Raw genomic sequence first — 26,285 nt, forward strand, 5'->3', positions numbered from 1 at the left:
CCCACCGTAGGGGCGTAAGGCTCGCGGGTCGTTTATCCGGCACGTAGCAGTCGGGGGGTGGGGTGCACCGGATTGGCAGATGGGCGAATGGGGTGGCGCTGTCTATTCCGACTACTCCGAGGCCGCGGCGGTGGTCTTGAGTGCCAGCCAGAGTTCCATCCGGGCGTCCGGGTCGTCCAGGGAGCGTCCCAGGATCTCCTCGACGCGGCGCATCCGGTAGCGCAGCGTGTGGCGGTGGACGCCCAGGTCGGCCGCGGCCGCGTCCCACTGGCCGTGGCGCGAGAGCCAGGCCCGCAGGGACTCCACGAGGTCGCCGCGGCCGGTGGCGTCGTGTTCGCGCAGCGCGCGCAGCATGCCGTCGGCGAAGGCGCGTACCGCGTCGTCGGCGAGCAGCGGCAGCACGGAGCCCGCGGCGAGCTCCTCGTGCTCGACCAGGGCGCGGCCGCGGCGACGGGCGACGGACAGCGCCTGTTCGGCCTGCTTGTACGCGGTGGCGGCGGCGATCGGGCCGGCCGGCGCGGAGAGGCCGACGACCAGCTCGTCCTCCTCGGGGGCGCGCGCGGTGGTCCTGGCGGCTTCCAGGGTCGCTGCGTAGCGGACGCAGGCTTCGGCGGCGGCACCGCCGTCGGCGATGAGCAGGACGAGCCGTTCGCCGCCGTCGGGTACGACGAGTACGGGTTCGCCCGCGCGGGCGGCGGCGGACTCGACGATGTCGGTGAGGGTGTCCAGGGGGTCCCCGGTCGCCTCCTGGGCCCCCTGAGACCCATGGGCCCCCTTGGCTGGGCTGCTTCCGGGTCGGCTGCCGGAGGTACCGGCGCCCTTGGGCACCTGATCGCCGGTCCTCGGTCGCCCCTTCGCCTGCCCGGCAGGCGATGAGGAGGGTGTGGGTGATGTGGTCGATGTGGGTGACGTCGGTGACGAGCCAGGCGCGTCGCGGACCAGGGCTTCGGCTGAACCTGCGGCCTCGCCGCTGGGCACGGCGGGGGTGCCTGCCCCCGCCGCTGTACCGGCCTCGTCCTCGGCCGCTCGGACGTCGGGTGGCATACGGAGGTGGCCGCCCGCGTGGGCTCGGGTGGCGGAGGCCGATGCCAGTTCCGCGATGAGCAGGCGGAAGGGGGCGTCGAGCAGGCCGCCGTACAGGTCGCCCGCGACGGTACGGGCATGGTCGGACTGCCCGGCGAGCAGCATGCGCAGTACGGCGGCGCCTAGGCGCTGCTCGGCCGCGTGCAGCGAGCGGGAGCGTTCGGTGGTGAGGGTGAGCAGCGCGATGGCCGAGTGCACCGCGTACCGCTCGGCGGTGCCCAGCGGCGCGCCGGTGCCGACGGCCAGCGCGGTGCGGGCGCGGCGGCCGGTGCCGATCGAGTGCAGTTCGACGCGGTCTTCGGCGCCGCTGACCACCGTGGTCGCCGGGACCGGGCGGTCGCGCAGCCGCTCCACGTCCGGGATGAGCCGGGTGGCCCGCCTGGCCGCCCACTCGGGTGCCGTGGCGACGACGCCGCCCGCCGCGTCGTACAGCGCCGCCCAGCCGTCGACCTGTCCGGCGAGCGCGCCGAGCAGGCCCTCGGGGCCACCGGACAGTGCCTGTTTGGTCAGCTCGCGCTGGGCCGCGAAGCCCGCGGTGACCGAGCGGTACTGGTCGGCGGCGATGGCCGCGGAGACCGCCTTGCTGATGGCCAGGAACGGGGTACGGCGGGGCACCTCCAGGAGCGGCAGCCCCTCGGCGGCGGCCGCGTCCACCAGGGCCGCGGGAACGTCCTCGTAGTTCACGCCGACGGCGAAGCCGAGCCCGGCAACGCCCGCCCCGACCAGCCGCCGCACATAGCTGCGCATCGCCTCCGGGTCCTCCGCGTCCAGCTTCAGCGCGGTGATCAGGAGCAGTTCGCCGCCGTCCATGTACGGCACGGGGTCGGTGAGCTCACTGGGATGCGCCCAGCGCACCGGGGTGTCCAGGCGGTCCGCTCCGGCGCGCACGACGAGCTTCAGCGAGGAGTGGTGGACGAGAGAGGCGAGCGTGGGGGCCATGGGACCTTCTGGTCTTCCCGGGTTGTTCTGCGTGGGCCGCGTCTGCGGCAAGTTCTTGGCCGGGGTGTATGAACGGCCTCTTTCGATTCTGCCTCACCGTAGGGGTCCGCCGCGCGGTCCCGGACAGGTCGTAGTCAGTCCCGCAGGTCCACCAGGAGCGGCGGCGCGTGTTCGCCGCGTACCGTCGTCAGCGAGAGCACCGCGTGCCCCGGCGGCACCGCGTGCGCCAGCTCGGACGCCGACCAGCGCTCGCGCTCCACCTGCCGTACGGTCACCGCCCTCGCGGTCGGCGCCTTGCCGGTGATCATCTTGCGCAGGGCGTGCGAGACCTTGGTGAGCGGCTCGTCCGCGACGATCTGCCGGTCGGTGACATCGGTGGCCTCGATCCACTCCTTGCCCCAGACCTCCGCGAACTGCTGCCCGTCCCACGGCGTCACCCCGGACAGCGCCATCCGGCAGCCGATCGCGCCGAGCAGCGCGCTGCGCAGCGGGCCCGCCACGTCGTCGAGGGTGCGCAGGGCCAGTACGGTGCCCGCGTTCGCCGAGCGCAGGCGCTGGATGCCGCGTACGGCCTCGGGGGTGACCGTACGCGAGGCGTCGTCGAGCACCAGGCAGGCGAAGAGCGAGCGGTCCTCGCGGTGTGCCGCGCTGGCCGTGAACTGGGCGAGGAGGAGCCGGGCGAGGATGCGCGACGCGTCGGCGTGGCCGCGCTCGGGCAGATCGATCCGGACGCGTACGGGGTGGTCGAGTGCGCGCAGCGAGAACGGGCGGCCTTCGCCCGATGTGTCGAAGAACCCCGCGAAGGCGGGGCGGTCCAGGAGGGCCATGCGGTCGGCGAGCAGCACGCTCGGGTCGCCTGGCGAGCCCGACTGCCGCTCTCGGGCGTCCAGTTCGCGGAGCATCGCGTCTTGGCCCCGCTCTTCCAGGGCCTCGCGGAGCGCGCCCATCGGCACGGGTGCGCCGTCGAGGAGTTCGCGCAGCTCGGGTACGGAGGGGAAGCGGCCGTTGGCCACGTAGTACGGGCCGAGCAGTTGGGCGAGCACGGTCGCGGAGCGGCGGCTGTCGGCGCCGGGGTGCGGGTCGGCCAGGTCTCCGACGAGGGCCTCGGCCAGTACGGTCGCGGCTTCGTCGGGGTCGGTGGTGCCGCCGTACAGGTCCAGGTCGTAGACCGAATCGGGGTGGCCGATGCGGACCACTACGTCGTAGTTCTCGGCGGGGCCGAGACCGGCGCCCGCGGCGGCGACTACCACCACTGCTGCCCGTCCGGCCAGAGCCTGCAGGCACAGCGCTTCCGTGAGCGGGCTCATCACGCTGCCCGTCTTGCCCGAGCCCGAGGGGCCTACGGCCAGGAGTGAGGTGCCCAGCAGGTCGGGGCCTACGGCCAGGCCGGTTCCTCGGTACTGGTACGGGTTGCGGTCGTCGTCGGCCGTCGTGCCCAGGCGGACCTGGGCGGTGATCAGGTCGTGTCTGGCTCCTCTGGCGTGCAGGTCGCGCTCGCCCGAGGGGTGCAGGCAGGCGGCGGCGCCGTCCTTGAGTACGGCGCGGGTGAAGTCGGGCAGGGCGTGGCGGCCTGAGCGTACGGACTGCCAGGCGCGGGCGATCCTGGCGTGGTCCACGTCGCGCATCAGGCCGGCGGTGGCGTCCGCGGTGAGGCGGTCGGCGGCGTCGGGGGCGCCGGCGGCGCGGAGCTGGGGCCAGGTGGCGGGGTCCTCTTCGGGCTGTTGGGACGCGGGCGTGTCCTTGGGCGGGCGTACGCCTGGCCAGGCGGGTGGGCCGTAGCGGCGCCAGATCTCCGGCCAGCGGCCCAGGCGGCCGACCATCATCAGGAGGCCTCCTGCCACGACGAAGTAGTAGACGTACGAGGCCACCAGGTACGCGGTGTGGTTGCCGCCCTGGGAACGCCAGGACTCGGGGGTGAGCGCGAGGAGCGGCCAGAGCCAGTAGCTGCCGAGGTAGCCGTTGTAGAGGAGGGACCAGATCAGCCAGCCGACCAGGAACGAGATCACTGCTCCGCTGAGTAGCTGGCGGCCGGGTACGCGCTCGGGTTCCTGGTCGGGCCTCGGGGTGTGGGCGAAGCGCCAGATGCCTGGGCGGGTCTGGGGGCGGGGGGTGCGCAGCCACGCCAGGAATGTCGCGCCGTCGGGCCGCGGGGGCACGCGAGGTGCCTCGGCTCCCGGTGCGTGGCGCGGGACTGGTGGCAGCCCAGTCGGCGCCGCAGGCTTCGGCACCTGGTTGGCGCGTGTGGCCCTTGCGTCGCTGGTGCCGTCGGTGTCCATCGACCCTTGCTCCCTGACCTGGCGGTCTGTCGGTTTGTGCGGGGCCCAATCTAGTGGCTGTGTAGGGGGAGTTCAGCGTTCCGCGCGTCGTGGGGTGGCCGGGGCGCACTTCGGTTCGTTGTGGGGCGGGGCCGCGTCGGGGGGTACGTGCTCACGCCGACGTCTTACCCGGTGGTGGCACATGGATCCCGGTGTGGACCGTCGGCGCTGCGCGCGCACCCCCCGCCCCGTCCCCTCCGGCCGGCAGTGCGCCTACCGGCCGGTGGGGGCGGACGCGCCCGCTGCTCGGTGCCCACCGTTGGTCGTGCGGGTGCGGACCGGTGGGGCGGACGCGCTCGCCGGTCGGTGCCCTCGTCGGTCGTGCGCGTTGCTCGCTATGGACGGTCCGGATAACGCCACGCGCGTACTTCTCCCCAACGGAACATGCCCGGACCCCCGTCTCACCCCTAGCCTGCGAAAAGAAACGTGTCCGATCCACCCCCAGGAGCCCCTTATGAGCGCAGTCCCGCAGGAGCGCCGCGTCGTCACCGCCATCCCCGGCCCGAAGTCCCAGGAGCTGCAGGCCCGACGTACCGCCACCGTCGCGGGCGGCGTGGGCTCCGTACTGCCGGTGTTCACGGCGCGCGCGGGCGGCGGCATCATCGAGGACGTCGACGGCAACCGGCTGATCGACTTCGGGTCCGGTATCGCTGTGACGTCCGTGGGCGCGTCGGCTGAGGCCGTTGTGCGCCGGGCCTCCGCGCAGCTCGCCGACTTCACGCACACCTGCTTCATGGTCACCCCGTACGAGGGCTACGTCGAGGTCTGTGAGGCCCTGGCGGAGCTGACCCCCGGTGAGCACGAGAAGAAGTCCGCGCTGTTCAACTCCGGTGCCGAGGCCGTGGAGAACGCGGTCAAGATCGCGCGTGCGTACACCAAGCGCCAGGCTGTTGTCGTGTTCGACCATGGGTACCACGGGCGGACCAACCTGACGATGGCGCTCACCTCCAAGAACATGCCGTACAAGAACGGGTTCGGGCCGTTCGCGCCCGAGGTCTACCGGGTGCCGGTGGCGTACGGCTACCGCTGGCCGACCGGTCCCGAGAACTGCGGGGCCGAGGCCTCCGCACAGGCGATCGACCAGATCTCCAAGCAGGTCGGTGCGGACAACGTCGCCGCGATCATCATCGAGCCGGTGCTCGGCGAGGGTGGCTTCATCGAGCCCGCCAAGGGCTTCCTGCCGGCCATCGCGCAGTTCGCCAAGGACAACGGCATCGTCTTCGTGGCTGATGAGATTCAGTCCGGGTTCTGCCGTACGGGCCAGTGGTTCGCCTGTGAGGACGAGGGCGTTGTGCCCGACCTCATTACGACGGCGAAGGGCATCGCCGGTGGTCTGCCGCTCGCCGCTGTCACCGGGCGCGCCGAGATCATGGACGCCGCGCACGCGGGTGGCCTCGGTGGCACCTACGGCGGTAACCCGGTGGCCTGCGCGGGTGCGCTCGGGTCCATCGAGACGATGAAGGAACTCGACCTCAACGCCAAGGCGAAGCGGATCGAGGAGGTCATGAAGGGGCGGCTGGCCGCGGTCCAGGAGAAGTGCGACATCGTGGGCGACATCCGTGGGCGTGGCGCGATGATCGCGATCGAGCTGGTGAAGTCGGGTACGAAGGACCCGAATCCGGAGGCGACCGCCGCGGTGGCCAAGGCCTGCCACGCGGCGGGTGTGCTGGTCCTGACCTGTGGCACGTACGGGAACGTGCTGCGCTTCCTGCCGCCGCTGGTCATCGGTGAGGACCTGCTGAACGAGGGCCTGGATGTCGTCGCTGAGGCCATCGCCTCGGTCTGACGTGCTGTGAAGATCCTGTGCGGGGGCGATGGTATGACGCCTGTGCGACTGTTGACGTCACGTCTCGTGTCGTAGGTTCTTCGTAGATGTCCAGGATGGAGTTCCCCCACTCCTCTTGGCACCTCTCACCGATCGGATGGCCGCCCGACTCATCCCCCCCGAGACGCGCGCCGGACGATCACGTCGGCGTCCGACCTTCTGGCTGCGCTTCGTAACCGGAATCGGGACCGACACCGAAGGGCCCGGAAGCTACCCCCCTGCTTCCGGGCCCTTCTGCTTCCTTAACGAAGGTCAGCGTCCAGCATGCGGATCAACTCACCAACCCGTCCGCCGCCACTCGGCGCCGTCGGGAAGCGTTTGAGCACGTCAACGACGACCGGTGTCGCACGACGCACCGTCTGCTCAAGGTGTTCGGCACCAACGCTCCGATCGTCGTCGGCGACGAGTTCGGCCGCTCTGGCCGCGTGAGCGCCAGCTCCGAGAATGTGTTTGACCTGGGTGGCCTTGGCCAGCGGGTGGAGGTAGGCGGCGCCTGCCGCAGACATCGCGGCCCGAGCCGCCTCGCGCGCGGCCGCGGTGTCCGCGCTCTTGGCTGCCTTGAGTGCCGCCCACGCGCTGTCGCGCAGAGCCTTCCCTCGCTCACCACCTCGAGCGAACTCCCACGCGGCGCCGATAGCGTCTCGAGGCCGCAAGTCGTCCGGCTGATCGCCCTCGAATACCTCGAGCACCACTTCCGCGCACGCTGCGGCGAACGCGGAGACCTCACGAAGATCTTGCTTACTCAGAGCGATCTCGCTCACTTCCCCTGGCATGGCTCCATCCTCGACCATTGCGCTGAACAGCCAAGCGGTTGGGGCGGCTCCGGGCCGGCACCGCACGATTCAGGCAGAGACAACGACAACCTCCACCGGCCCTTCGCCCGCTGCGCTATCAGTTCTCCGCGGTCCGGGACAGCCTGACGACAACTGGCTGGTCATCGGTGGCAAGGTGACGACTCCCAAGGGCAGCTGGTCCTTTACCGATCCGTCCCTACTGACCTATGAAGGACACGTGGTTCGTCGAGCCGGTCCTCGCCTTCAGCCTCGCCGATCGAAGCGAGGGTGGGGCGGTGATTCGCGTTCACCTGTCCTTGGAGGCGGCACCCCCATGGCAGCAAGGTGACGACAGGGCGGACATCTACCAGTACTTCGTGGAGGTGCGGGTGGATACGGCTGCGCTGCTTCATGCAGCTGACCAGTGGGATCTTGCCCTGGATTCCTTCCCGACCCGCTGATCAACGTCGGTCTCGCCCGAACTCGGTCCGCTGGGACCAGCGGTCCGTTGCAGCGAAGCACAGCTCGGCCGGTCGCAGTTAAGGTAGCCGCGTGGAAAAGGACGAACGCCTGCTTCATTCCTCGTCGTTCGGCGCAGCGGCGGCCGCATACGCCGAGCACCGTCCGGACTACGCGCAGGACGCGGTGCGTTGGGCGCTTGAGCCCGCGCCGGGCCCGCGTGTGCTCGACCTCGGTGCCGGAACCGGCAAGCTGACCGCCACGTTGGTCGCGCTGGGTGCCGAAGTCATTGCCGTCGAGCCCGATTCGGCGATGCTGGCCGAGCTGCGTCGGGCGCTGCCGACCGTCCGTGCCCTGTCGGGTAGTGCCGAGGCGATCCCGCTGCCGGACGCGTCCGTCGATGCGGTGCTGGCCGGTAACGCCATGCACTGGTTCGACATGGCCGTCGCGGGACCCGAGATCGCCAGGGTTCTCGCGCCCGGCGGCATCCTGGCCGGTCTGTGGAACGTCATGGACGACCAGGTCGACTGGGTCGCCGGGCTCGCACAGGTCAGCGGGAGCGCGGCCATCGGCCCGCGTGACACGCCCGCCAGCTGGCGCGCCGAGGCGGCGGACATGCACCTTCCCAAGACCGGCGGGGCCGCCCGATTCGGCTCGCCGGAGCAGGCCGAGTTCGCGCACGGGCAGCGCCGCACCGCCGACTCCCTCGTCGCGACCCTCGCCACGCGCGCGGGGATGCTGGTCATGCCGGAACAGGAACGTGAGGCCACGCTCGGCCGGATCCGCGCATTCCTCGCGAGCAGAGCAGAGACCGCCGACGGCGAGTTCGCCCTCCCGATGCTGACCGCCGTGCTGCGCGTGCGGCGGCTGTGAGAGCCGTCGAGCGCGTGTCGGCGGCGACTAGCGACTGGCGCTGACCTGGTGGTCTCGCCGTGTTCGCGTGTGCTCAGGCCCAGTGCGAGGCTGTTCCCGTGATTCCCCGACTGAGCAGCCGTCACATCGGTAGTGCGTCTCCTGGGCCAGGTGTTTGGCCTCTTGTTCTACGGTTGCCGACCTTGCTGGTTGGGGTCGGCGTTCTTTTCTTCGTGCTGCTGGGCTGGGTGGCCGCTGTGGATGGGCCCGTGCGGCGTCTGGACGAGCGCGTCGGCCGTGCGGTCCGAGGGAGGGCCGAGGGCTTCGCGCAGGTTCTCGCTGATCTGGGGGAGGTGGCGGTCGCCGTTCCGGTGCTGGTCGCGGTGCTCCTGTATGTCGGGTGGCGGGAGCGTGCGGGGCGGTGGTGGGTGGCGCCGGGTGTGGGTGTGCTCGTGATGGCCGCGGTGCCGCTCGTGGTCGTGCCGGTGAAGGCTCTGGTGGGGCGGGGTGGGCCGCCCGGTATGGCGGGTACGGGGTTCTATCCCTCTGGGCATGCGGCTACCGCGGCGGTCGCCTACGGGGTGGCCGTCGCGTTGCTGCTTCCGTATCTGCGTGGCGTCTGGGTGCGTCGGGTGCTGGTCGTCGGGTGTGTGGTCGTGGTCGGGGCGGCGGGGGTCGGTCTTGTGTGGTGTGGGTATCACTGGCCGCTGGATGTGGTGGGGAGTTGGGTTTTGGGGGGTGTGTTGGTGGGGTCCGTGTCGATGCGGCGTTAGGGGTCTGTGGTCCTGGCGAGTTGGGCTGCCGCTTCGTGCATGGCCAGTTCCAGCAGGGCCGGGTCGGTGAGCGTGCCGGTGCCGTCCGGGGGGATCAGCCAGCGGACGCCGCCGGTCGCCCGGCCGGGGTACGGGACGACGATCCAGGTGCCGTCGCCCGCGCCCCGTACTCCTGTGCCGACCCAGCGGGCCGCCGTACCGGCCGGGACGAAGAAGCCCATCCGGGCGTCGCCGAAGTCCGCGAGCACCGGGCCCGGGCGGTCGACGCAGCGGTTCAGGATGTCGAGCGTCGGATAGCCGAGTTCGCCGGGCAGGATCAGGACGTCCCAGCGCTTGCCCGCCGGGAGCAGGGCGACCCCGAGCGGGTTGCGCTCCCACTCCCAGCGGCAGGCCTCCGGGTCCGGTGCGACCGCGACCAACCACTCCACTGCTGACCTATCCGCCGAGCCGGTCATGGCTTGGCCTCCCTCTTTCGTCTGCGCGCGATGCGTTTCACGAGAGAGAGCGGGCTTGGTGGAAGTCCTTACGCGGGTTTTCGCTACTTGTTGGTAGTGATCTGGGTCACTGGGGTGAGCAGGGCGTACGCCGGCGCTTCAGCTGTCGAAGCCGAGGCCGAAGCGGTCCAGGGTCTTCAGCCAGGGGTTGCGGCGGCCGCCGTTGGCGTCGGCGCGGGCCAGGGACCACTTGGTGAGGGAGATTCCGGTCCAGGCGAAGGGTTCCGGGGGGAAGGGGAGGGGCTTGTTGCGGACCATTTGGAGGGTTGTGCGGTCGGTTTGCTCGCCGGAGAGCAGGTCGAGCATGACGTCCGCGCCGAAGCGGGTCGCGCCGACACCGAGGCCGGTGAAGCCCGCAGCGTAGGCGACCCGGCCGGAGTGCGCGGTGCCGAAGAACGCCGAGAAGCGGGAGCAGGTGTCGATGGCGCCGCCCCAGGTGTGGGTGAAGCGCAGGCCCTCCAGTTGGGGGAAGCAGCGGAAGAAGTGGCCCGCGAGCTTGGCGTAGGTCTCGGGGCGGTGGTCGTACTCGGCCCGTACCTTGCCGCCGTAGGGGTAGATGGCGTCGTAGCCGCCCCACAGGATGCGGTTGTCGGCCGTGATCCGGAAGTAGTGGAACTGGTTGGCGCTGTCGCCGATGCCCTGGCGGTTCTTCCAGCCGATGGAGTCGAGTTGGGACTCGGTGAGCGGCTCGGTCATCAGGGCGTAGTCGTAGACCGGGACGGTGTAGGGGCGGATTCGCTTGACGAGGGAGGGGAAGACGTTGGTGCCGAGCGCGACCTGGTGGGCCAGGACCCGGCCGTACGGGGTGCGGACGGCCATGCCCGCGCCGTGCTGGGTGAGGGTGTTCGCGGGGGTGTTCTCGTAGATGCGTACGCCGAGGTCGAGGCAGGCGCGCTTCAGGCCCCAGGCCAGCTTGGCGGGGTGCAGCATCGCGACGCCTTCGCGGTCCCAGATTCCGGCGAGGAAGGTGGGAGAGGCGAGTTCGGCCTTGACCTGGTCGGCGTCCAGGAACTCGGTGCCGCCGTCGAGGCCGAGGCGCTGGGACTCGGTGTGCATCTCGCGGAGCTCTTCGACCTGGTGCGGCTCGGTGGCCACGTCGATCTCGCCGGTGCGCTCGAAGTCGCAGTCGATTCCGTAGCGGGCGACCGCCTCCTCGATGGCGTCGAGGTTGCGGGCGCCCAGCTGTTCCAGCTGCTCGATCTCGCCGGGCCAGCGGGCCAGGCCGTTGGCGAGGCCGTGGGTGAGGGACGCGGCGCAGAAGCCGCCGTTGCGGCCGGAGGCGGCCCAGCCCACCTCGCGGCCTTCGAGGAGGACGACGTCGCGCTGCGGGTCGCGTTCCTTGGCGATGAGGGCGGTCCACAGGCCGCTGTAGCCGCCGCCGACCACGAGGAGGTCGCAGCTCTCGGCGCCGGTGAGCGCGGGTTCGGCGCGTGGCTTGCCGGGGTCGTCCAGCCAGTAGGCCACCGGCTGGGCGTCGGCGAGTGCGGTGGTGAAGCGGTTCTTGGGGGTCATGGCGCTTGGGGCCATGATCTCAACTCCCTACAGTGCTTGCTTCTTGCGACGGTTGCCGACCAGCTGGCCGACGAGCACGATGCCGACCGCGATCAGGAACATCGCCGTACCGATCACATTGACCTGTACGGGGACGCCGCGCTGTGCCGCGCCCCAGACGAACATCGGGAAGGTCACGGTGGACGGACCCGCGTTGAACTGCGTGATGATGAAGTCGTCGAAGGAGAGTGCGAAGCTCAGCATCGCACCGGCGGCGATGCCCGGCGCGGCCTGCGGCAGGGTGACCCGCCAGAAGGTCTGCGCCGGTCCCGCGTACAGGTCGCGGGCGGCCTCTTCCAGGCGCGGGTCCATCGACATCACGCGGGCCTTGACGGCTACCACCACGAAGCTCAGGCAGAACATGACGTGGGCGATGAGGATCGTGGTGAAGCCGAAGTCGACCCGCATGTTGAGGAAGAGCGTGCCGAGTGAGGCGGCCATCACGACCTCGGGCATCGCCATCGGCAGGAAGATCAGGCCCTGCGTCGCGGACTTGCCGCGGAAGCGGTGGCGGCCGAGTGCGAAGGCGGCCAGGGTGCCGAAGGCGGTGGCGATCAGCGTGGCCGCCACGGCGATCTGCAGGCTCAGCCCGAGCGAGCCGCACATGTCGGCGACGCCGCAGGGGTTGGTCCAGGCGTCGGTGGAGAACTCCCGCCACTCGTAGTTGAAGCGTCCCGCCGGTTTGTTGAACGAGAACAGCATCACCACGACGTTGGGGAGCAGCAGGTACAGCAGGGCGAGCGATCCCACGATGACGACGAGATTGCGGCGCACCCAGTGGATGGGGGCGGTCAGGGGTGCGGACATCAGACCAGGTCCTCCGTTCCCGCGCGGCGCATGTAGAGGGTGACCATGACCAGGATGAGCGCCATGAGGATGAACGACATGGCGGCCGCGGTCGGATAGTCGAGGACGTTGAGGAACTGCTTCTGGATGGCGTTGCCGACCATCTGCTCACGCGGCGAGCCGAGCAGCTGGGCGTTGATGTAGTCGCCCGACGCCGGGATGAAGGTGAGCAGGGTGCCCGCGACGACTCCGGGCAGGGAGAGCGGGAAGGTCACCTTGCGGAAGGTGGTGGACGGCCTCGCGTACAGGTCGCGGGACGCTTCGTGGAGTGCGGGGTCGATCCGCTCCAGGGAGCTGTAGAGGGGCAGCACCATGAACGGGAGGAAGTTGTACGTCAGGCCGCAGATCACCGCGAGGGGCGTGGCCAGTACGCGGTCGTCGGCGGTCAGGCCCAGCGCGCTGGTCACATCCAGGAGGTGCAGGCTGTTCAGCGCGGAGACCACGGGGCCCGAGTCGGACAGGATCGACTTCCAGGCGAGGGTACGGATCAGGAAGCTGGTGAAGAAGGGCGCGATGACCATCACCAGGAGGATGCCGCGCCAGCGTCCGGCCCGGAACGCGATCATGTAGGCCAGTGGGTAGCCGATGAGCAGGCACAGGGCGGTGGCGACGGCCGCGTACAGGAAGGAGCGTATGAAGTGCGGGCCGTAGTCCTGCAGCGCCTCCCAGTACGTGGCGAAGTGCCAGGTGACCTGGTAGCCCTCCTCCAGGGATCCGGTCTGGACCGAGGTGGACGCCTGGTAGAAGAGCGGGGCCACGAAGAAGACGGCGAGCCAGATACCGGCGGGCAGCAGCAGCCAGTACGGGGTGAGGCGGCGGCGTCCAGGTGTCGCGGCCGGTACGGCGTCGGGTTCCGCGGCGCCCGGGGGCGGAGCGGTCTTGAGCGCAGGGCTCATACGGCGTCCTCCCCCGTACCGGCGTCGATGGCCTGGGCGGAGTCGAGGCCGAAGGTGTGGGCCGGGTTCCAGTGCAGCACCACGTCGGCTCCCGGGATCAGGCGGGCGTCGCGTTCCACGTTCTGCTCGTAGACCGCCAGTTCGGGCCCGGCCGGGCTGTTGACCAGGTACTGCATCGAGACGCCGAGGAAACTGGCGTCCGAGATCCTGCCGGTGACGCGGTTGCGGCCCTCGGGGATGGTCGCCTCGTCGGCCGCGTGGGTGAGGGAGATCTTCTCGGGACGTACGCCCGCCAGGACCCGGTCGCCGGTGCGCAGTTCGGTGTGGGCGCGCTGGGCGGGCAGCCGGAGCTTGCTGTCGGCGGCCTTGAGCAGGGCGTGGTCCCCGGCCGCGTCGACGACCTCGGCCTCGATCAGGTTGGAGGTGCCGAGGAAGTTGGCGACGAAGGTCGTACGCGGGTTCTCGTACAGCTCGACGGGGGCGCCGAGTTGTTCGACCCGGCCGCCGTACATCACCGCGACCTGGTCGGCCATGGTCATGGCCTCCTCCTGGTCGTGGGTGACATGCACGAAGGTGATGCCGACCTCGGTCTGGATGCGCTTGAGTTCGAGCTGCATCTGGCGGCGCAGCTTGAGGTCGAGCGCGCCGAGCGGCTCGTCGAGCAGAAGTACCTGCGGGCGGTTGATCAGGGCGCGGGCGAGGGCGACGCGCTGCTGCTGGCCGCCGGAGAGCTGGCGGGGCTTGCGGCGGGCCATCGGGCCCAGTTCCACCAGGTCCAGCATCTCGTCGACCTTGCCGGCCACGTCCTTGACGCCCTGGCGGCGCAGGCCGAACGCGATGTTCTCGTACACGTCCAGGTGCGGGAAGAGCGCATAGCTCTGGAAGACGGTGTTCACCGGGCGCTTGTGCGGGGGCAGCGCGGTGATGTCCTGATCCCCGAGGAGTACGGAGCCGGTGCTGGGGTCCTCAAGACCCGCGATCATGCGCAGGGTGGTGGTCTTGCCGCAGCCGGAGGCACCGAGGAGGGCGAAGAAGGAGCCCTCGGGGATGGTGAGGTCCAGCGGGTGCACGGCGGTGAAGTCACCGAAGACCTTGCTGACCTGGGACAGGGTGATGGTCATGAACGTTCCTCAGATGGGCTTGCCTCAGATGGGCTTGGCTTCCGCCGGGGGTCTCACGCGCCGATCAGCTTGGCGAACTGGTCCTCGTAGCGGGTCTCTTCCTTCTCGCTGAGCTGCCGGAAGTTGTGGCCCTTGGCGATCATCTTGGCGTCCGGGACGATCAGCGGGTCCTCGGCGAGCTCCTTGTCGATCTTGGCGAGCTCTTCCTTGGCGCCGACCACCGGGCAGATGTAGTTGACCCAGGCGGCCAGTTCGGCCGCGATCTTCGGCTGGTAGTAGTAGTCGATCAGCGCCTCGGCGTTCTTCTGGTGCTTGGCCTTGGCGGGCACCAGAAGGTCGTCGGTGCCGAAGAGATAGCCGTTGTCGGGCAGGTAGAACTGCACGTCGGGGTTGTCGAACTGGAGCTGTACGACGTCACCGGCCCAGGCGACACAGGCGGCGATGTCGCCGGAGTTCAGCTCGTCCATGTAGTCGTTGCCGGTGAACCGGCGGACCTGCTTGGAGTCCACCGCCTTCTGGATCTTGGCGATGGCGGCGGAGAAGTCGTCGTCGCTGAAGTCCGCGGAGTCCTTGCCCATGTCGAGCAGCGTCAGGCCCATGGTGTCGTGCATCTCGGTGAGCAGCGAGACCTTGCCCTTGAGGGAGTCGTCCTCAAGCAGCTGGGTGACGCTCTTGACCACCTTTCCCTTGGTGGCCTTCTTGTTGTACGCGATGACCGCCGCGGTGCCCGCCCAGGGGTAGCTGTACTGGCGGCCCGGGTCGTGCGCCGCGTTGCGGAAGCGGCCTTCGAGGTTGGCCACCGCGTTGGGCAGGTTGGCGGGGTTGAGGCGGCGGGCCCAGCCGTGCTTGATGAGCCGCCCGGCCATCCAGTCGGAGAGGCAGATCAGGTCGCGGCCGGTGTCCTGGCCCGCGGCGAGCTGCGGCTTGATCTTGCCGTAGAACTCGTTGTTGTCGTTGATGTCCTCGACGTACTTCACCTTGATGCCGGACTCGCGCTGGAAGGCTTCCAGCGTGGGCCGCTTGTTCTCGTCATCGTCGTCGACGTCGATGTACAGCGGCCAGTTGGCGAAGTTGAGGACCTTCTCCTTGTCCGAGAGGTCCTTCGTCTTGTCCTTTTCCTCGCTGTCGCCGCCCTCGGCGGCGGGGATGCCACAGGCGGCCAGCAGGGCTCCGCCGGCGGCGAGCGAGGTGCCCTGGAGCAGACGGCGCCGGGACATGGCGGCCCGACCGCTGGTCAGACTGCGCTCCCAGGCCTTGCGGACCGGCTCGGACATGCCGTCGTACAGATCAGTGGGTATCACAGGGGAACTGCCTTCCTGGGAGGGGGTGGGAAGGAGTGGGNCGGCCGTGCGTCGAAGGGGGTCCCTCCCTGCTCAATGGGGTCTCCCCTGCTCGAGCGCAGCCGAGAGCGTGGGGAAGCAGTCGAGAGCTTGGGGGCGCGTGCCAGGCGTCGCGGGCCCGCGAAGATCGGGGAGACGCCCCCTAGCGGCGGGCACCCGCCGTGCCACCGCGTGGGCCAGTACGGTGGCGCCCCCGGCGACCGCCAAGCCCCACACCGCGTCCCGCGCCCGGGTCGGCCGCAGCACCCCCGCGCGCCGCAGGCGGCCGCGCGCCCACGCGGTGAAGGGCACGACCAGCAGCGGCGAGGTGACGGAGCCGGGGGTGTAGCCACGTATCGCCGCCGCCTGCGCGAGGTGCACCAGGCCGTGCAGGCCGAAGCCGTTCAACGCCGTCTGGTAGAAGGCCGATCGGCCGCCGCTCAGGCGCCCCGCGGCTGCGGCGGAGGCGACGACCGCGCCCATCACGCCCACCGCCACAGCGAACTCCCGTGGCTCGACGGAGTCCAGGGTCCGCCACACACGCTCCGGCACGGCCGGGAACCTCTCCCGCAGCTCGGGAAGGTGCTCCGCGGTCCAGCGCGGCACGGTCGCCAACTCCTCGGCGTCGTGCAGCGCCCACGCGGCCAGCAGTCCCAAGGTGACGGCCGCGCCCACCTGTTCGTCGCTCATGGACGCAAGGCTGCCACAGCAACATAACGGGGCGGGCAGGAGACCCAGTTGGTCCCCTGCCCGCCCCGCGAAAGTCCGCCCCGTGCAGGGCAGCCGATCAGCCCTCGAGCGACGTCATCACGTGCTTGACGCGCGTGTAGTCCTCGAAGCCGTACGCCGACAGGTCCTTGCCGTAGCCGGACTTCTTGAAGCCGCCGTGCGGCATCTCGGCGACCAGCGGGATGTGCGTGTTGATCCAGACGCAGCCGAAGTCGAGTGCCTTGGAAAGGCGCATCGCGCGGCCGTGGTCCTTGGTCCATACCGAGGACGCCAGGGCGTACTCGACGTCGTTCGCGTACTGGATGGCCTGGGCCTCGTCCGTGAAGGACTGGACCGTGATGACCGGACCGAAGACCTCCTGCTGGATGATCTCGTCGTCCTGCTTGAGGCCCGAGACGACGGTCGCCGCGTAGAAGTAGCCCTTCTCGCCGACCCGCTGGCCGCCCGCCTCGACCTTGGCGTGCGCCGGAAGGCGATCGATGAAGCCCTCGACCTGGGCGAGCTGGTTCGGGTTGTTCAGCGGGCCGAAGAGCACGTCCTCGTCGTCCGGCATGCCGGTCTTGGTGTCGGACGCGGTCTTGGCCAGCGCCGTCACGAACTCGTCGTGGATGGACTCGTGGACCAGCACGCGGGTGGCAGCCGTGCAGTCCTGCCCGGCGTTGAAGTACCCGGCCTCGGCGATGGCCGCGACGGCCTTGGCGATGTCGGTGTCCTCGAAGACCACGACCGGGGCCTTGCCGCCCAGCTCAAGGTGGACCCGCTTGAGGTCCTTGGAGGCGGACTCGGCGACCTGCATACCGGCGCGCACCGATCCGGTGATGGAGGCCATCGCCGGGGTCGGGTGCTCGACCATCGCGCGGCCCGTGTTCCGGTCGCCGGTGACGACGTTGAACACGCCCTTGGGCACGATGGAGCCGATGATCTCGGCCATCAGGACCGTGGACGCGGGGGTGGTGTCCGACGGCTTGAGGACCACGGTGTTGCCCGCGGCGAGCGCCGGGGCGAACTTCCACACCGCCATCATCATCGGGTAGTTCCACGGCGCGACCTGCGCGCAGACACCGATCGGCTCGCGGCGGACGATGGAGGTCAGACCCTCCATGTACTCGCCGGCCGAGCGGCCTTCGAGCATCCGGGCGGCGCCCGCGAAGAACCGGATCTGGTCCAGCATCATCGGGATCTCTTCGCTGCGGGTGAGCCCGATCGGCTTGCCGCAGTTCTCGGACTCGACCGCGATCAGTTCCTCGGCCCGCTCCTCGAAGGCGTCGGCGATCTTCAGCAGCGCCTTCTGGCGCTCGGCCGGTACCAGGTCCCGCCAGGCGGGGAACGCGGCGGCGGCGGCCGCCATGGCGGCGTCGACGTCCGCCTGTCCGGAGAGCGGGGCGGTCGCGTACGCCTCGCCGGTAGCCGGGTTGACCACCTCAGTGGTCCGCCCGTCCGCGGCGTCCCGGAACTCCCCGTCGATGTAGTTGCGCAGCCGACGCAGTTCGGTGGTCACTGCTGCCTCCTGATCAGATGTCCAGTGGGTGAGATGCCCACCCTAGTCCGTTCACCGACGCTTTCGACATACCTAGCCGGTCACATCTACGAAATCCGCGAGATCCGAGCACGAGAACAACGGATTTCATCGATCTGGGGTTGCGGAACAGACGAGACCTCGTGCACAGTGTGGGCGTGGCCAGCCGAAGCGCAGACTCCAGGACCGGGAACGGATCGACACCCACCGTCGATGCCGTCTCCCTCGCGATCATCGAGCAGCTCCAGGAGGACGGACGCCGTCCGTATGCCGCTATCGGCAAGGCGGTCGGCCTGTCCGAGGCTGCCGTACGCCAGCGCGTACAGAAGCTGCTCGACCAGGGCGTGATGCAGATCGTCGCCGTCACCGACCCACTCACCGTGGGATTCAAGCGGCAGGCGATGGTCGGCATCAACGTCGAGGGCGACCTCGACCCCGTGGCGGACGCACTAGCCGCCATGTCCGAAGTCGAGTACGTGGTGCTCACCGCGGGCTCCTTCGACCTGATGGTGGAGGTCGTCTGCGAGGACGACGACCACCTGCTCGAAGTGATCAACAAGCGCATCCGGGCCATCCCGGGCGTGCGCTCCACCGAGAGCTTCGTCTACCTCAAGCTCAAGAAGCAGACCTATATGTGGGGAACCCGATAGCCGTGAGCAAGGACCTCTCGCAGACCGCGTACGACCACCTGTGGATGCACTTCACCCGCATGTCCTCGTACGAGAATGCCCCTGTGCCGACCATCGTGCGCGGCGAGGGCACCTACATCTACGACGACCGGGGCAAGCGCTACCTCGACGGCCTCTCCGGACTGTTCGTGGTGAACGCCGGCCACGGCCGCCACGAGCTCGCCGAGACCGCGTACAAGCAGGCCCAGGAGCTCGCCTTCTTCCCGGTGTGGTCCTACGCCCACCCGAAGGCCGTCGAGCTGGCCGAGCGGCTGGCCAACTACGCCCCCGGCGACCTGAACAAGGTCTTCTTCACCACCGGTGGCGGTGAGGCCGTGGAGACCGCCTGGAAGCTCGCCAAGCAGTACTTCAAGCTCAAGGGCAAGCCGACCAAGTACAAGGTCATCTCGCGCGCGGTCGCCTACCACGGCACCCCGCAGGGCGCCCTGTCCATCACCGGCCTGCCGGCCCTGAAGGCCCCCTTCGAGCCGCTGGTCCCCGGTGCCCACAAGGTGCCGAACACCAATATCTACCGCGCCCCGATACACGGCGACGACCCGGAGGCCTTCGGCCGCTGGGCCGCCGACCAGATCGAGCAGCAGATCCTCTTCGAGGGCCCCGAGACGGTCGCCGCCGTCTTCCTGGAGCCGGTGCAGAACGCCGGTGGCTGCTTCCCGCCGCCGCCCGGGTACTTCCAGCGGGTCCGCGAGATCTGCGACCAGTACGACGTGCTGCTCGTCTCGGACGAGGTCATCTGCGCCTTCGGCCGCCTCGGCACGATGTTCGCGTGCGACAAGTTCGGCTACGTACCGGACATGATCACCTGCGCCAAGGGCATGACCTCGGGCTACTCCCCGATCGGCGCCTGCATCATCTCCGACCGCCTCGCCGAGCCGTTCTACCAGGGTGACAACACCTTCCTGCACGGCTACACCTTCGGTGGCCACCCGGTCTCCGCCGCGGTCGGCATCGCCAACCTCGACATCTTCGAGCGCGAGGGCCTCAACCAGCACGTGCTGGACAACGAGGGCGCGTTCCTCGCCACCCTGGAGAAGCTGAAGGACCTGCCGATCGTCGGCGACGTCCGCGGCAACGGCTTCTTCTACGGCATCGAACTGGTGAAGGACAAGGCCACCAAGGAGTCCTTCAACGACGAGGAGACCGAGCGCGTCCTGTACGGCTTCCTCTCCAAGGCGCTGTACGACAACGGCCTCTACTGCCGCGCCGACGACCGTGGCGACCCGGTCGTCCAGCTGGCGCCGCCGCTGATCTCCGACCAGTCGACCTTCGACGAGATCGAGCAGGTCCTGCGCAGCGTCCTGACGGAGGCCTGGACGAAGCTCTGACAGCGACACCGGTCAGGCTTCCGGCGCTTCTGACACGCCGGGACATGCACACGGCCCGGGTGGCCCGTTCGAGTGAGAACGCGGCTGCCCGGGCCGTGTGTTGTGCGCTCCGTACGCCGCAATCCCTACGGTTCATTGAATCCTCCCCCTGCCAAAGCAGGGGGATCCCTGGCTCACGCTGCTCAGTCGCTCAGCGAGCGGTCGAGTCTGACGCGATCAACACCAGCCGGGTTGAAACCAGCCCGGTCGACCCATATTCAGGAGGCAGCGCGCGCTTGGTTCTCGCGACGCGCTGTGCACAGTCAACCGCACCCGCGCTTGTGACCAATCGGCTTCCTCCTCGTTCCCTCGTACGGGGGACGGCTCACGGGGGGGGATGGCCCTGCGTAACCGGAGCAACTGAACCGAGGTGTTTCCCCATGGTGGCCCCGCCGGACAACGACGTGCTCTGGGCACGCGCCCTGCACGTCTCGCACAACGGCTCGCCCGCCCTCACCGGCGTCTCGATCGGCGTGCGCGAGGGCGAGATCCTCGCCGTGGCAGGCCCGCGCGGGTGCGGCAAGACGACACTGCTGCGCTGTCTGTCGGGCCAGCTGATGCCCCAGCGGGGCGAGGTGTGGTTCAACTCGACGCCGGTGCACACCATGGGCCCACTGGTACGTGAGCGGCTGCGCCGCGACCGGTTCGGCTGGATCGACCCCGAGCCGCAGCTGGTCCCCGAGCTCACCGCCTGGGAGAACGCCGCCCTGCCGCTGCTGCTGCGCGGCGACTCGCACCGCGCGGCCCGCAAGGCCGCCCTGGAGTGGCTGGAGCGCCTGGACGTCGGGCCCTGCGCCCGCAGCCGGCCGCACGCGCTGCTGCAGTCCGAGCGGCAGCGCGTCACCATCGCCCGCGCCCTGGTCACCGCGCCCACCGTGCTGTTCGCCGACGAGCCCACCGCTCCGCTGCACCGCGCCGACCGCGCCCATGTGCTGCGTACGCTCACCACGGCCGCCCGCTCGCACGGCATCACCGTGGTGCTCGCCACCCATGACCCCGCCGTCACCGGATCCACCGGCGCGGCCGACGCCCCCCTCGCCGACCGCACCGTCTCGCTGCTCGACGGCCGCCGCGTCCATGCCGTACGCGTCGCGGAGTCCCCCGAGCCGAAAGGGGCGGCGTGCTCGCTCTCCGCCTAGCCCGCGGCGCCCATCCCCTGATCCTGATCCGCCGGCTGACCGTCGCGGCTGCCGCCGCCGGTACGGGATTCCTGCTCCTGTGCACCCTCGGGTACGCGATGGGCCACCCGGAGGCCTCCCAGAGCGCCCTGCTGCGGCTCGCCTGGTGTGCGGCGCCGCTCGCCGCCACCGTGCACCTCGCGGTGGCCGTGGCGCGTACGGACCCGGGGACCCGGCCGCAGCCCGGTCTGTCCGCGGTGGGGCTCGGGCCGGTCCGGCTGATGGTGCTGGCCGCGGCCACCACCGCCATGGCCTGCACCCTCGGCTCGATGCTCGCGCTGCTGTTCTTCCTGCATCTGCGCGGCGACCTGACGGGGCTGCCCTTCGACGGGGCGGCGGCCGGACTGCTCGGCGGCGGGCAGTCGCTGCCGCTGGCGGCCGCGCTGACCCTGCTGGCCCTGACCCCGGTGATCGCCTCCTGCTGCGCCGCCCTGGTCCTGCGGCCGCGCAGGCCCGGCCCCCGCGGCGAGCAGGACCCACGGCAGCCCGCCGCCCCCGCGCCCGCGCCGACCGGGCTGCCGTGGGGCGTGGCGCTGATCGCGGCGGGCCTGGCCGTGGAGACCTACGCGGCCACGGCCCAGGGCACACCGGACGGGCTGCCGATGCCGGGACGGCTGGTGGGCATCCCGGCCGGGGTGCTCGCCGGGTGGGCGGTGACCGCGCTCGGGCTCGCCCTGGCGGGCCCCGGGCTCACCGCGCTGTGCGGGCGCCTGCTCGGGGCCCTGCGGCCCGGCGCGGCCCGGCTGCTCGCGGGCCGGGTGCTGCGCGCGGAGGCCCAGCGGATCGGGCGCCCGCTGGGCGTGGTGTGCGCGGTGGCGGCGGGCGGGATCGCGGTGGCCGCGCTGTATGGCGCCCGGCAGCCGCAGATCGGCCCGCTGACCGTGCTCGGCGCCGTCCTGGTGGTGGGGTGCCCGCTGCTGACCCTGGCGACCGCTGCGTTGGAGGCCCGGCAGGCGCGCGCCCACACCACGGCGGCGCTGGTCCGGCTGGGCGCCCCGGTATCGGTGCTGCGCGGGGCCGCGGCGCTGCGCGCGGGTGCGCTCTTGGCTGTGTTCGGCCCGCTGACCTGGGCGGTTGCGGCTCTGGCGGCGCTTCCCATGACCCGCTGATGGCCGTGCCGAAGAACGTACGGAAAAAATCTCGCGGGGACCGATGAGTCCCGTGGGACACGGCCGTCTACCCCTACGAAGCGACACACCAACGGGATAGACACAAGGAGCAAGCAACATGGCGGACAACGGCTACCAGCAGATGATCTTCGTCAACCTGCCGGTCAAGGACCTCGACGTCTCCAAGAAGTTCTTCGGCGAGCTCGGGTACTCCTTCAACGAGCAGTTCTGCGACGAGACCACCGCCTGCCTGGTCATCAGCGACACCATCTTCGCGATGCTGATCACCGAACCGCGCTTCGGCGAGTTCGCGATCAAGCCGATCGCGGACGCCACCAGGAGCACCGAGGTCCTGCTGTGCCTGAGCGCCGAGAGCCGCGAGAAGGTCGACGAGCTCGCGGACCGCGCGCTGGCCGCGGGCGGCTCCCCGGCGAAGGACCCGCAGGACTTCGGCCAGATGTACGGCCGCTCCTTCCAGGACCCGGACGGGCACCACTGGGAGGTCATGTGGATGGACCCGGCCGCGGTGCAGGGCTGACGACCGGCCCCGAGGGTGCGTGCCGGGCGTCGGGGCGCGGGCGGGGGTTCAGAAAAGGCTCTCAGGGGGCGCTTCGGTCGATACTGGCCGTATGGACTTCCTTCGTCCCGCCAGCTGGGAGGAGGCGCTCGCCGCCAAGGCAGCGCACCCCCAGGCCGTGCCGATCGCGGGCGGCACCGACGTGATGGTCGAGATCAACTTCGACCACCGCCGCCCCGACCACCTGCTGGACCTGGGCCGCGTCGGCGAACTGGCCGAGTGGACCATGGACGAGTCCGAGGGCGGCGAGCGGACGGTCCGGCTCGGCGCGTCGGTCCCGTACACGCAGATCATGGCGGAGCTACGGGGCGAGCTGCCCGGCCTGGCGCTCGCCTCGCACACGGTGGCCTCGCCGCAGATCCGCAACCGCGGGAGTGTCGGCGGCAACCTGGGGACCGCGTCGCCCGCCGGGGACGCGCATCCGGCGCTCCTCGCGGCGGGCTGTGAGGTCGAGGCGGAGTCGCGGGCGCGCGGCTCGCGGCGTATCCCGATCGACGCGTTCTTCACGGGGGTCAAGCGCAATGCGCTGAAGCCCGACGAGCTGATCAGGGCCGTGCACATCCCCCAGGCCGACGGGCCGCAGCAGTTCTCCAAGGTGGGCACCCGCAACGCGATGGTGATCGCGGTCTGCGCCTTCTCGCTCGCCCTCCATCCTGAGAGCCGTACGGTGCGCACGGGCATCGGCTCGGCGGCGCCGACCCCGATCCGGGCGCTGGCAGCCGAGGACTTCCTCAACGCGGCACTCGAAGAGGGCGGTTGCTGGGACAACGGCAAGGCCGTCGCCCCCTCGGTCGCCGAGGAGTTCGCCCAGCTCGCCTCGGGCGCCTGCGATCCGATCGACGACGTACGGGGCAGCGCCGCCTACCGCCGCCACGCGGTGGGCGTACTGGCCCGCCGCACGCTGACGTGGTGCTGGGATGCGTACCGCTCGGGCGTAAGGAGCGCACCATGCGTCTGAACCTGCGGGTCAACGGCCGCCCCCGGCAGGTGGACGACGTCTGGGAGGGCGAGTCGCTGCTGTACGTACTGCGCGAGCGGATGGGCCTGCCGGGCTCCAAGAACGCCTGTGAGCAAGGCGAGTGCGGCTCGTGCACGGTCCGCCTGGACGACGTGCTGGTCTGCTCCTGTCTGGTCGCGGCGGGGCAGGCCGAGGGCCGCGAGGTGCTGACAGTGGAGGGGCTCGCGGGGGCGGACGAGAGCGGTGAACTCGCGCCGATCCAGCAGGCGTTCGTCGACGCGGGCGCCGTCCAGTGCGGCTTCTGCACCCCTGGGCTGCTGGTCGCGGCCGACGACCTCCTCAGGCGCGACAACGATCCGACGGACGCCGACATCCGTGAGGCACTCTCCGGCAATCTCTGCCGTTGTACGGGGTACGAGAAGATCCTTGACGCGGTCCGCCTGGCGGCCACGCGGCAGGGAGCCGGAGCGGGATCATCAGCAGAGGGAGAGGGCGGCTGACATGACCGGCACCGTGGGCGTCCCCACCCGCATCACCCAGGGCGCGCGGACCAGGGGCGGTGTCGGCGAGTCCACACTGCGCCCGGACGGCATCCTCAAGGCCACCGGCGAGTTCGCGTACGCGTCCGACCTGTGGCACGAGGACATGCTGTGGGGCCACACCCTGCGCGCCCCGCACGCGCACGCCCTGATCACCCGGCTCGACATCACCGAGGCCCTGCGCCAGCCCGGTGTGTACGCGGTGCTGACCTACGCCGACCTACCCGCAGCCAAGCTGTACGGCCTGGAGTTCCGCGACCAGCCGGTGCTCTGCGACGGCCGGGTCCGCCACCACGGCGAGCCCGTCGCGCTGGTCGCCGCCGACCACCCGGAGACCGCGCGCCGCGCCGCCGCCAAGATCGTCGTCGAGTACGACGTCCTGCCGCCGGTCACCGACGAGGCCTCGGCCACCGGACCCGGCGCCCTGGTGCTGCACCCGGACCGGGACGACCACCACGCCGCGCACGTCCCGCACCCGAACATCGTGCACCGCCAGCCGGTCCGGCGCGGCGACGTCGAGGCGGCACGCGCGCGTGCCGCGGTCATCGTGCGCGAGGAGTACGAGGTGGGCATGCAGGACCAGGCGTTCCTCGGCCCGGAGTCCGGGCTCGCGGTCCCGGCCGATGACGGCGGTATCGACCTGTATGTCTCGACGCAGTGGCTGCATGTCGACCGCGAGCAGATCGCCCCGGTGCTCGGCCTGCCCGAGGAGAAGGTGCGGCTCGCCCTGTCCGGTGTCGGCGGTGCCTTCGGCGGCCGCGAGGACCTGTCCATGCAGGCCCACGCCTGTCTGCTGGCCCTGCACACCGGCAAGCCGGTGAAGATGGTCTACAACCGCTACGAGTCCTTCTTCGGCCATGTGCACCGCCACCCGGCCAGGATCACCTACGAGCACGGCGCGACCCGCGAGGGCCGGCTCACCCATGTCGTCGCCCGGATCGTCCTGGACGGCGGCGCCTACGCGTCCTCGACCCCGGCCGTCGTCGGCAACGCGGCATCGCTCGGCCTTGGCCCGTACGTCTGCGAGAACGTCGACATCGAGGCCATCGGGCTCTACACCAACAACCCGCCGTGTGGCGCGATGCGCGGCTTCGGCGCCGTCCAGGCCTGCTTCGCCTACGAGTCCCAGATGGACAAGGTCGCGGCCGGACTGGGCCTGGACCCGGTGGAGTTCCGGCAGCTGAACGCCATGGAGCAGGGCTCGCTGATGCCCACCGGGCAGCCGGTCGACTCCCCCGCCCCGGTCGCCGAACTGCTGCGCCGGGTCAGGTCGATGCCGCTGCCGCCCGAGCGCCAGTGGGAGTCGGCGGGCGAGGGCGCGGACCTGCGCGCACTGCCCGGCGGCCTGTCCAACACCAGCCACGGCGAAGGCGTCGTACGGGGTGTGGGCTATGCGGTCGGCATCAAGAACGTCGGGTTCTCGGAGGGCTTCGACGACTACTCCACGGCACGGGTCAGGCTGGAGGTCGTCGGCGGCGAGCCGGTGGCGACGGTGCACACCGCGATGGCCGAGGTCGGCCAGGGCGGGGTCACCGTGCACGCGCAGATCGCCCGCACCGAGCTCGGCGTCGCCCAGGTGACCATCCAGCCCGCCGACACCCTGGTGGGCAGCGCCGGGTCGACCTCCGCCTCGCGGCAGACGTACGTCACCGGGGGCGCCGTACGCCACACCTGCCAGGCCGTGCGCGCGAAGGTCCTTCAGATCGGGCGGCGGAAGTTCGGCTCGTACCACCCGGCCTGGGCGACGGCCGAACTCCTGCTGGAGCGCGGCAAGGTCGTCACCGACGGCGGCGAGGCGCTGGCCGACCTGGCGGACGTACTCGAAGAGGAGGCGGTCGACCTGGAGTTGGAGTGGCGGCACCGCCCGACCCACCCCCTGGACCGCGAGACCGGCCAGGGCAACGGCCATGTCCAGTACTCCTTCGCGGCACACCGCGCCGTGGTCGAGGTGGATACGGACCTCGGCCTGGTCAAGGTCGTCGAGCTGGCGTGCGCCCAGGACGTCGGCAAGGCGCTCAACCCGCTGTCGGTCGTGGGCCAGATCCAGGGCGGTACGACGCAGGGGCTCGGCCTCGCGGTCATGGAGGAGATCGTGGTGGATCCGGAGTCGAAGGTCGGCAACCCCTCCTTCACCGACTACCTCATCCCCACCATCCTGGACACCCCGCCGCTCCCGGTGGACGTGCTCGAACTGGCCGACGACCACGCACCGTACGGCCTGCGCGGGGTCGGCGAGGCTTCGACCCTGTCGTCCACACCGGCCGTCGTCGCGGCGGTACGGCAGGCGACGGGCCTGGCCCTCACCCGGGTGCCGATCCGTCCCGAGCACCTCACCGACACCTGACGCTTGCCCCAAGAGGGAAACCAGCCATCCACCCGA

22 protein-coding genes and 1 pseudogene are annotated in these 26,285 nt (G+C 70.6%); 12 read left to right on the forward strand and 11 right to left on the reverse strand.

Going from position 1 to position 26,285, the window contains the following annotated elements; all coding sequences use genetic code 11:
* Nucleotides 1-111: 111 nt before the first annotated feature.
* Together U9R90_RS08820 and U9R90_RS08825 are read right to left on the reverse strand one after the other, a co-directional pair.
* Complete coding sequence (locus U9R90_RS08820; protein WP_411055837.1) at nucleotides 112-2,022, reverse strand: PucR family transcriptional regulator; 1,911 nt, start codon at nucleotides 2,020-2,022, stop codon at nucleotides 112-114.
* A 134-nt stretch (nucleotides 2,023-2,156) separates the two neighbouring features.
* On the reverse strand, nucleotides 2,157-4,298 hold the full coding sequence (locus U9R90_RS08825; RefSeq protein ID WP_411055838.1) for an ATP-binding protein: 2,142 nt from the start codon (nucleotides 4,296-4,298) through the stop codon (nucleotides 2,157-2,159).
* Between the two features lie 493 nt (nucleotides 4,299-4,791).
* On the opposite strand from U9R90_RS08825, the gene gabT reads away from it, so the two are divergent.
* A complete protein-coding gene (gene gabT, locus U9R90_RS08830; RefSeq protein WP_411055839.1) occupies nucleotides 4,792-6,123 on the forward strand; it encodes a 4-aminobutyrate--2-oxoglutarate transaminase in 1,332 nt (443 codons plus the stop codon).
* Between the two features lie 281 nt (nucleotides 6,124-6,404).
* On the opposite strand, the gene U9R90_RS08835 is transcribed toward gabT, so the two are convergent.
* Complete coding sequence (locus U9R90_RS08835) at nucleotides 6,405-6,935, reverse strand: putative immunity protein (protein ID WP_411055840.1); 531 nt, start codon at nucleotides 6,933-6,935, stop codon at nucleotides 6,405-6,407.
* A 227-nt stretch (nucleotides 6,936-7,162) separates the two neighbouring features.
* Here U9R90_RS08835 and U9R90_RS08840 point away from each other — a divergent pair, with 227 nt between their 5' ends.
* From U9R90_RS08840 to U9R90_RS08850, 3 genes are all read left to right on the forward strand, one after another.
* Nucleotides 7,163-7,396, forward strand: a complete 234-nt coding sequence (locus U9R90_RS08840; protein WP_411055841.1) for a hypothetical protein — start codon at nucleotides 7,163-7,165, stop codon at nucleotides 7,394-7,396.
* A gap of 91 nt (nucleotides 7,397-7,487) precedes the next feature.
* A complete protein-coding gene (locus U9R90_RS08845; RefSeq protein WP_411055842.1) occupies nucleotides 7,488-8,267 on the forward strand; it encodes a class I SAM-dependent methyltransferase in 780 nt (259 codons plus the stop codon).
* A gap of 182 nt (nucleotides 8,268-8,449) precedes the next feature.
* Nucleotides 8,450-9,019, forward strand: a complete 570-nt coding sequence (locus U9R90_RS08850; RefSeq protein ID WP_411055843.1) for a phosphatase PAP2 family protein — start codon at nucleotides 8,450-8,452, stop codon at nucleotides 9,017-9,019.
* On the opposite strand, the gene U9R90_RS08855 is transcribed toward U9R90_RS08850, so the two are convergent.
* The 8 genes and pseudogenes from U9R90_RS08855 to U9R90_RS08890 all read right to left on the reverse strand — a co-directional run bounded on the left by U9R90_RS08855 (nucleotide 9,016) and on the right by U9R90_RS08890 (nucleotide 17,473).
* A complete protein-coding gene (locus tag U9R90_RS08855) occupies nucleotides 9,016-9,474 on the reverse strand; it encodes a hypothetical protein (protein ID WP_411055844.1) in 459 nt (152 codons plus the stop codon). The two genes, U9R90_RS08850 and U9R90_RS08855, sit on opposite strands and share 4 nt — an antisense overlap.
* Nucleotides 9,475-9,612: 138 nt before the next feature.
* Nucleotides 9,613-11,040, reverse strand: coding sequence for an NAD(P)/FAD-dependent oxidoreductase (locus U9R90_RS08860; RefSeq protein ID WP_411055845.1), 1,428 nt, complete (start codon nucleotides 11,038-11,040; stop codon nucleotides 9,613-9,615).
* Between the two features lie 12 nt (nucleotides 11,041-11,052).
* On the reverse strand, nucleotides 11,053-11,871 hold the full coding sequence (locus U9R90_RS08865) for an ABC transporter permease (RefSeq protein ID WP_411055846.1): 819 nt from the start codon (nucleotides 11,869-11,871) through the stop codon (nucleotides 11,053-11,055).
* A complete protein-coding gene (locus U9R90_RS08870) occupies nucleotides 11,871-12,806 on the reverse strand; it encodes an ABC transporter permease (RefSeq protein ID WP_411055847.1) in 936 nt (311 codons plus the stop codon). Before U9R90_RS08870 ends, U9R90_RS08865 begins: the two co-directional genes overlap by 1 nt.
* Nucleotides 12,803-13,927, reverse strand: a complete 1,125-nt coding sequence (locus U9R90_RS08875) for an ABC transporter ATP-binding protein (RefSeq protein WP_411055848.1) — start codon at nucleotides 13,925-13,927, stop codon at nucleotides 12,803-12,805. The genes U9R90_RS08870 and U9R90_RS08875 overlap by 4 nt, the downstream gene beginning before the upstream one ends.
* Before the next feature lie 53 nt (nucleotides 13,928-13,980).
* On the reverse strand, nucleotides 13,981-15,201 hold the full coding sequence (locus U9R90_RS08880) for a spermidine/putrescine ABC transporter substrate-binding protein (RefSeq protein WP_411057685.1): 1,221 nt from the start codon (nucleotides 15,199-15,201) through the stop codon (nucleotides 13,981-13,983).
* Between the two features lie 219 nt (nucleotides 15,202-15,420).
* Nucleotides 15,421-15,936 (reverse strand): annotated as a pseudogene (locus U9R90_RS08885) (HXXEE domain-containing protein); the annotation flags it as partial.
* Nucleotides 15,937-16,033: 97 nt separating this feature from the next.
* Nucleotides 16,034-17,473, reverse strand: a complete 1,440-nt coding sequence (locus tag U9R90_RS08890; RefSeq protein ID WP_411055849.1) for a gamma-aminobutyraldehyde dehydrogenase — start codon at nucleotides 17,471-17,473, stop codon at nucleotides 16,034-16,036.
* A 176-nt stretch (nucleotides 17,474-17,649) separates the two neighbouring features.
* Here U9R90_RS08890 and U9R90_RS08895 point away from each other — a divergent pair, with 176 nt between their 5' ends.
* The 8 genes from U9R90_RS08895 (at nucleotide 17,650) to pucD (ending at nucleotide 26,249) form a co-directional block, all read left to right on the forward strand.
* Complete coding sequence (locus U9R90_RS08895) at nucleotides 17,650-18,141, forward strand: Lrp/AsnC family transcriptional regulator (RefSeq protein ID WP_411055850.1); 492 nt, start codon at nucleotides 17,650-17,652, stop codon at nucleotides 18,139-18,141.
* Nucleotides 18,126-19,505: an aspartate aminotransferase family protein gene (locus U9R90_RS08900; RefSeq protein ID WP_411055851.1), complete on the forward strand. Its 1,380-nt coding sequence runs from the start codon at nucleotides 18,126-18,128 to the stop codon at nucleotides 19,503-19,505. Before U9R90_RS08895 ends, U9R90_RS08900 begins: the two co-directional genes overlap by 16 nt.
* A gap of 419 nt (nucleotides 19,506-19,924) precedes the next feature.
* Nucleotides 19,925-20,683 (forward strand): ABC transporter ATP-binding protein, encoded by a 759-nt coding sequence (locus tag U9R90_RS08905; protein WP_411055852.1) that lies wholly within the window; start codon nucleotides 19,925-19,927, stop codon nucleotides 20,681-20,683.
* Nucleotides 20,665-21,831 (forward strand): hypothetical protein, encoded by a 1,167-nt coding sequence (locus U9R90_RS08910; RefSeq protein ID WP_411055853.1) that lies wholly within the window; start codon nucleotides 20,665-20,667, stop codon nucleotides 21,829-21,831. Before U9R90_RS08905 ends, U9R90_RS08910 begins: the two co-directional genes overlap by 19 nt.
* Nucleotides 21,832-21,949: 118 nt before the next feature.
* Nucleotides 21,950-22,369 (forward strand): VOC family protein, encoded by a 420-nt coding sequence (locus tag U9R90_RS08915; protein ID WP_411055854.1) that lies wholly within the window; start codon nucleotides 21,950-21,952, stop codon nucleotides 22,367-22,369.
* A gap of 91 nt (nucleotides 22,370-22,460) precedes the next feature.
* Nucleotides 22,461-23,366 (forward strand): FAD binding domain-containing protein, encoded by a 906-nt coding sequence (locus tag U9R90_RS08920; RefSeq protein ID WP_411055855.1) that lies wholly within the window; start codon nucleotides 22,461-22,463, stop codon nucleotides 23,364-23,366.
* Nucleotides 23,357-23,866, forward strand: coding sequence for a (2Fe-2S)-binding protein (locus U9R90_RS08925; RefSeq protein ID WP_411055856.1), 510 nt, complete (start codon nucleotides 23,357-23,359; stop codon nucleotides 23,864-23,866). Before U9R90_RS08920 ends, U9R90_RS08925 begins: the two co-directional genes overlap by 10 nt.
* A gap of 1 nt (nucleotide 23,867) precedes the next feature.
* Nucleotides 23,868-26,249, forward strand: a complete 2,382-nt coding sequence (pucD, locus tag U9R90_RS08930; RefSeq protein ID WP_411055857.1) for a xanthine dehydrogenase subunit D — start codon at nucleotides 23,868-23,870, stop codon at nucleotides 26,247-26,249.
* Nucleotides 26,250-26,285: the final 36 nt, after the last annotated feature.

This window comes from Streptomyces sp. E11-3, from assembly GCF_046540415.1.
Lineage (GTDB): Bacteria > Actinomycetota > Actinomycetes > Streptomycetales > Streptomycetaceae > Streptomyces.

Coding starts and splice junctions, on each gene's coding strand:
- U9R90_RS08835 (WP_411055840.1), bottom strand. CDS start 6,935: ATGCCAGGGGAAGTGAGCGAGATCGCTCTGAGTAAGCAAGATCTTCGT.
- pucD (WP_411055857.1), top strand. CDS start 23,868: ATGACCGGCACCGTGGGCGTCCCCACCCGCATCACCCAGGGCGCGCGG.
- U9R90_RS08840 (WP_411055841.1), top strand. CDS start 7,163: ATGAAGGACACGTGGTTCGTCGAGCCGGTCCTCGCCTTCAGCCTCGCC.
- U9R90_RS08880 (WP_411057685.1), bottom strand. CDS start 15,201: ATGTCCGAGCCGGTCCGCAAGGCCTGGGAGCGCAGTCTGACCAGCGGT.
- U9R90_RS08905 (WP_411055852.1), top strand. CDS start 19,925: ATGGTGGCCCCGCCGGACAACGACGTGCTCTGGGCACGCGCCCTGCAC.
- U9R90_RS08860 (WP_411055845.1), bottom strand. CDS start 11,040: ATGGCCCCAAGCGCCATGACCCCCAAGAACCGCTTCACCACCGCACTC.
- U9R90_RS08865 (WP_411055846.1), bottom strand. CDS start 11,871: ATGTCCGCACCCCTGACCGCCCCCATCCACTGGGTGCGCCGCAATCTC.
- U9R90_RS08875 (WP_411055848.1), bottom strand. CDS start 13,927: ATGACCATCACCCTGTCCCAGGTCAGCAAGGTCTTCGGTGACTTCACC.
- U9R90_RS08820 (WP_411055837.1), bottom strand. CDS start 2,022: ATGGCCCCCACGCTCGCCTCTCTCGTCCACCACTCCTCGCTGAAGCTC.
- U9R90_RS08915 (WP_411055854.1), top strand. CDS start 21,950: ATGGCGGACAACGGCTACCAGCAGATGATCTTCGTCAACCTGCCGGTC.
- U9R90_RS08920 (WP_411055855.1), top strand. CDS start 22,461: ATGGACTTCCTTCGTCCCGCCAGCTGGGAGGAGGCGCTCGCCGCCAAG.
- gabT (WP_411055839.1), top strand. CDS start 4,792: ATGAGCGCAGTCCCGCAGGAGCGCCGCGTCGTCACCGCCATCCCCGGC.
- U9R90_RS08870 (WP_411055847.1), bottom strand. CDS start 12,806: ATGAGCCCTGCGCTCAAGACCGCTCCGCCCCCGGGCGCCGCGGAACCC.
- U9R90_RS08855 (WP_411055844.1), bottom strand. CDS start 9,474: ATGACCGGCTCGGCGGATAGGTCAGCAGTGGAGTGGTTGGTCGCGGTC.
- U9R90_RS08825 (WP_411055838.1), bottom strand. CDS start 4,298: ATGGACACCGACGGCACCAGCGACGCAAGGGCCACACGCGCCAACCAG.
- U9R90_RS08925 (WP_411055856.1), top strand. CDS start 23,357: ATGCGTCTGAACCTGCGGGTCAACGGCCGCCCCCGGCAGGTGGACGAC.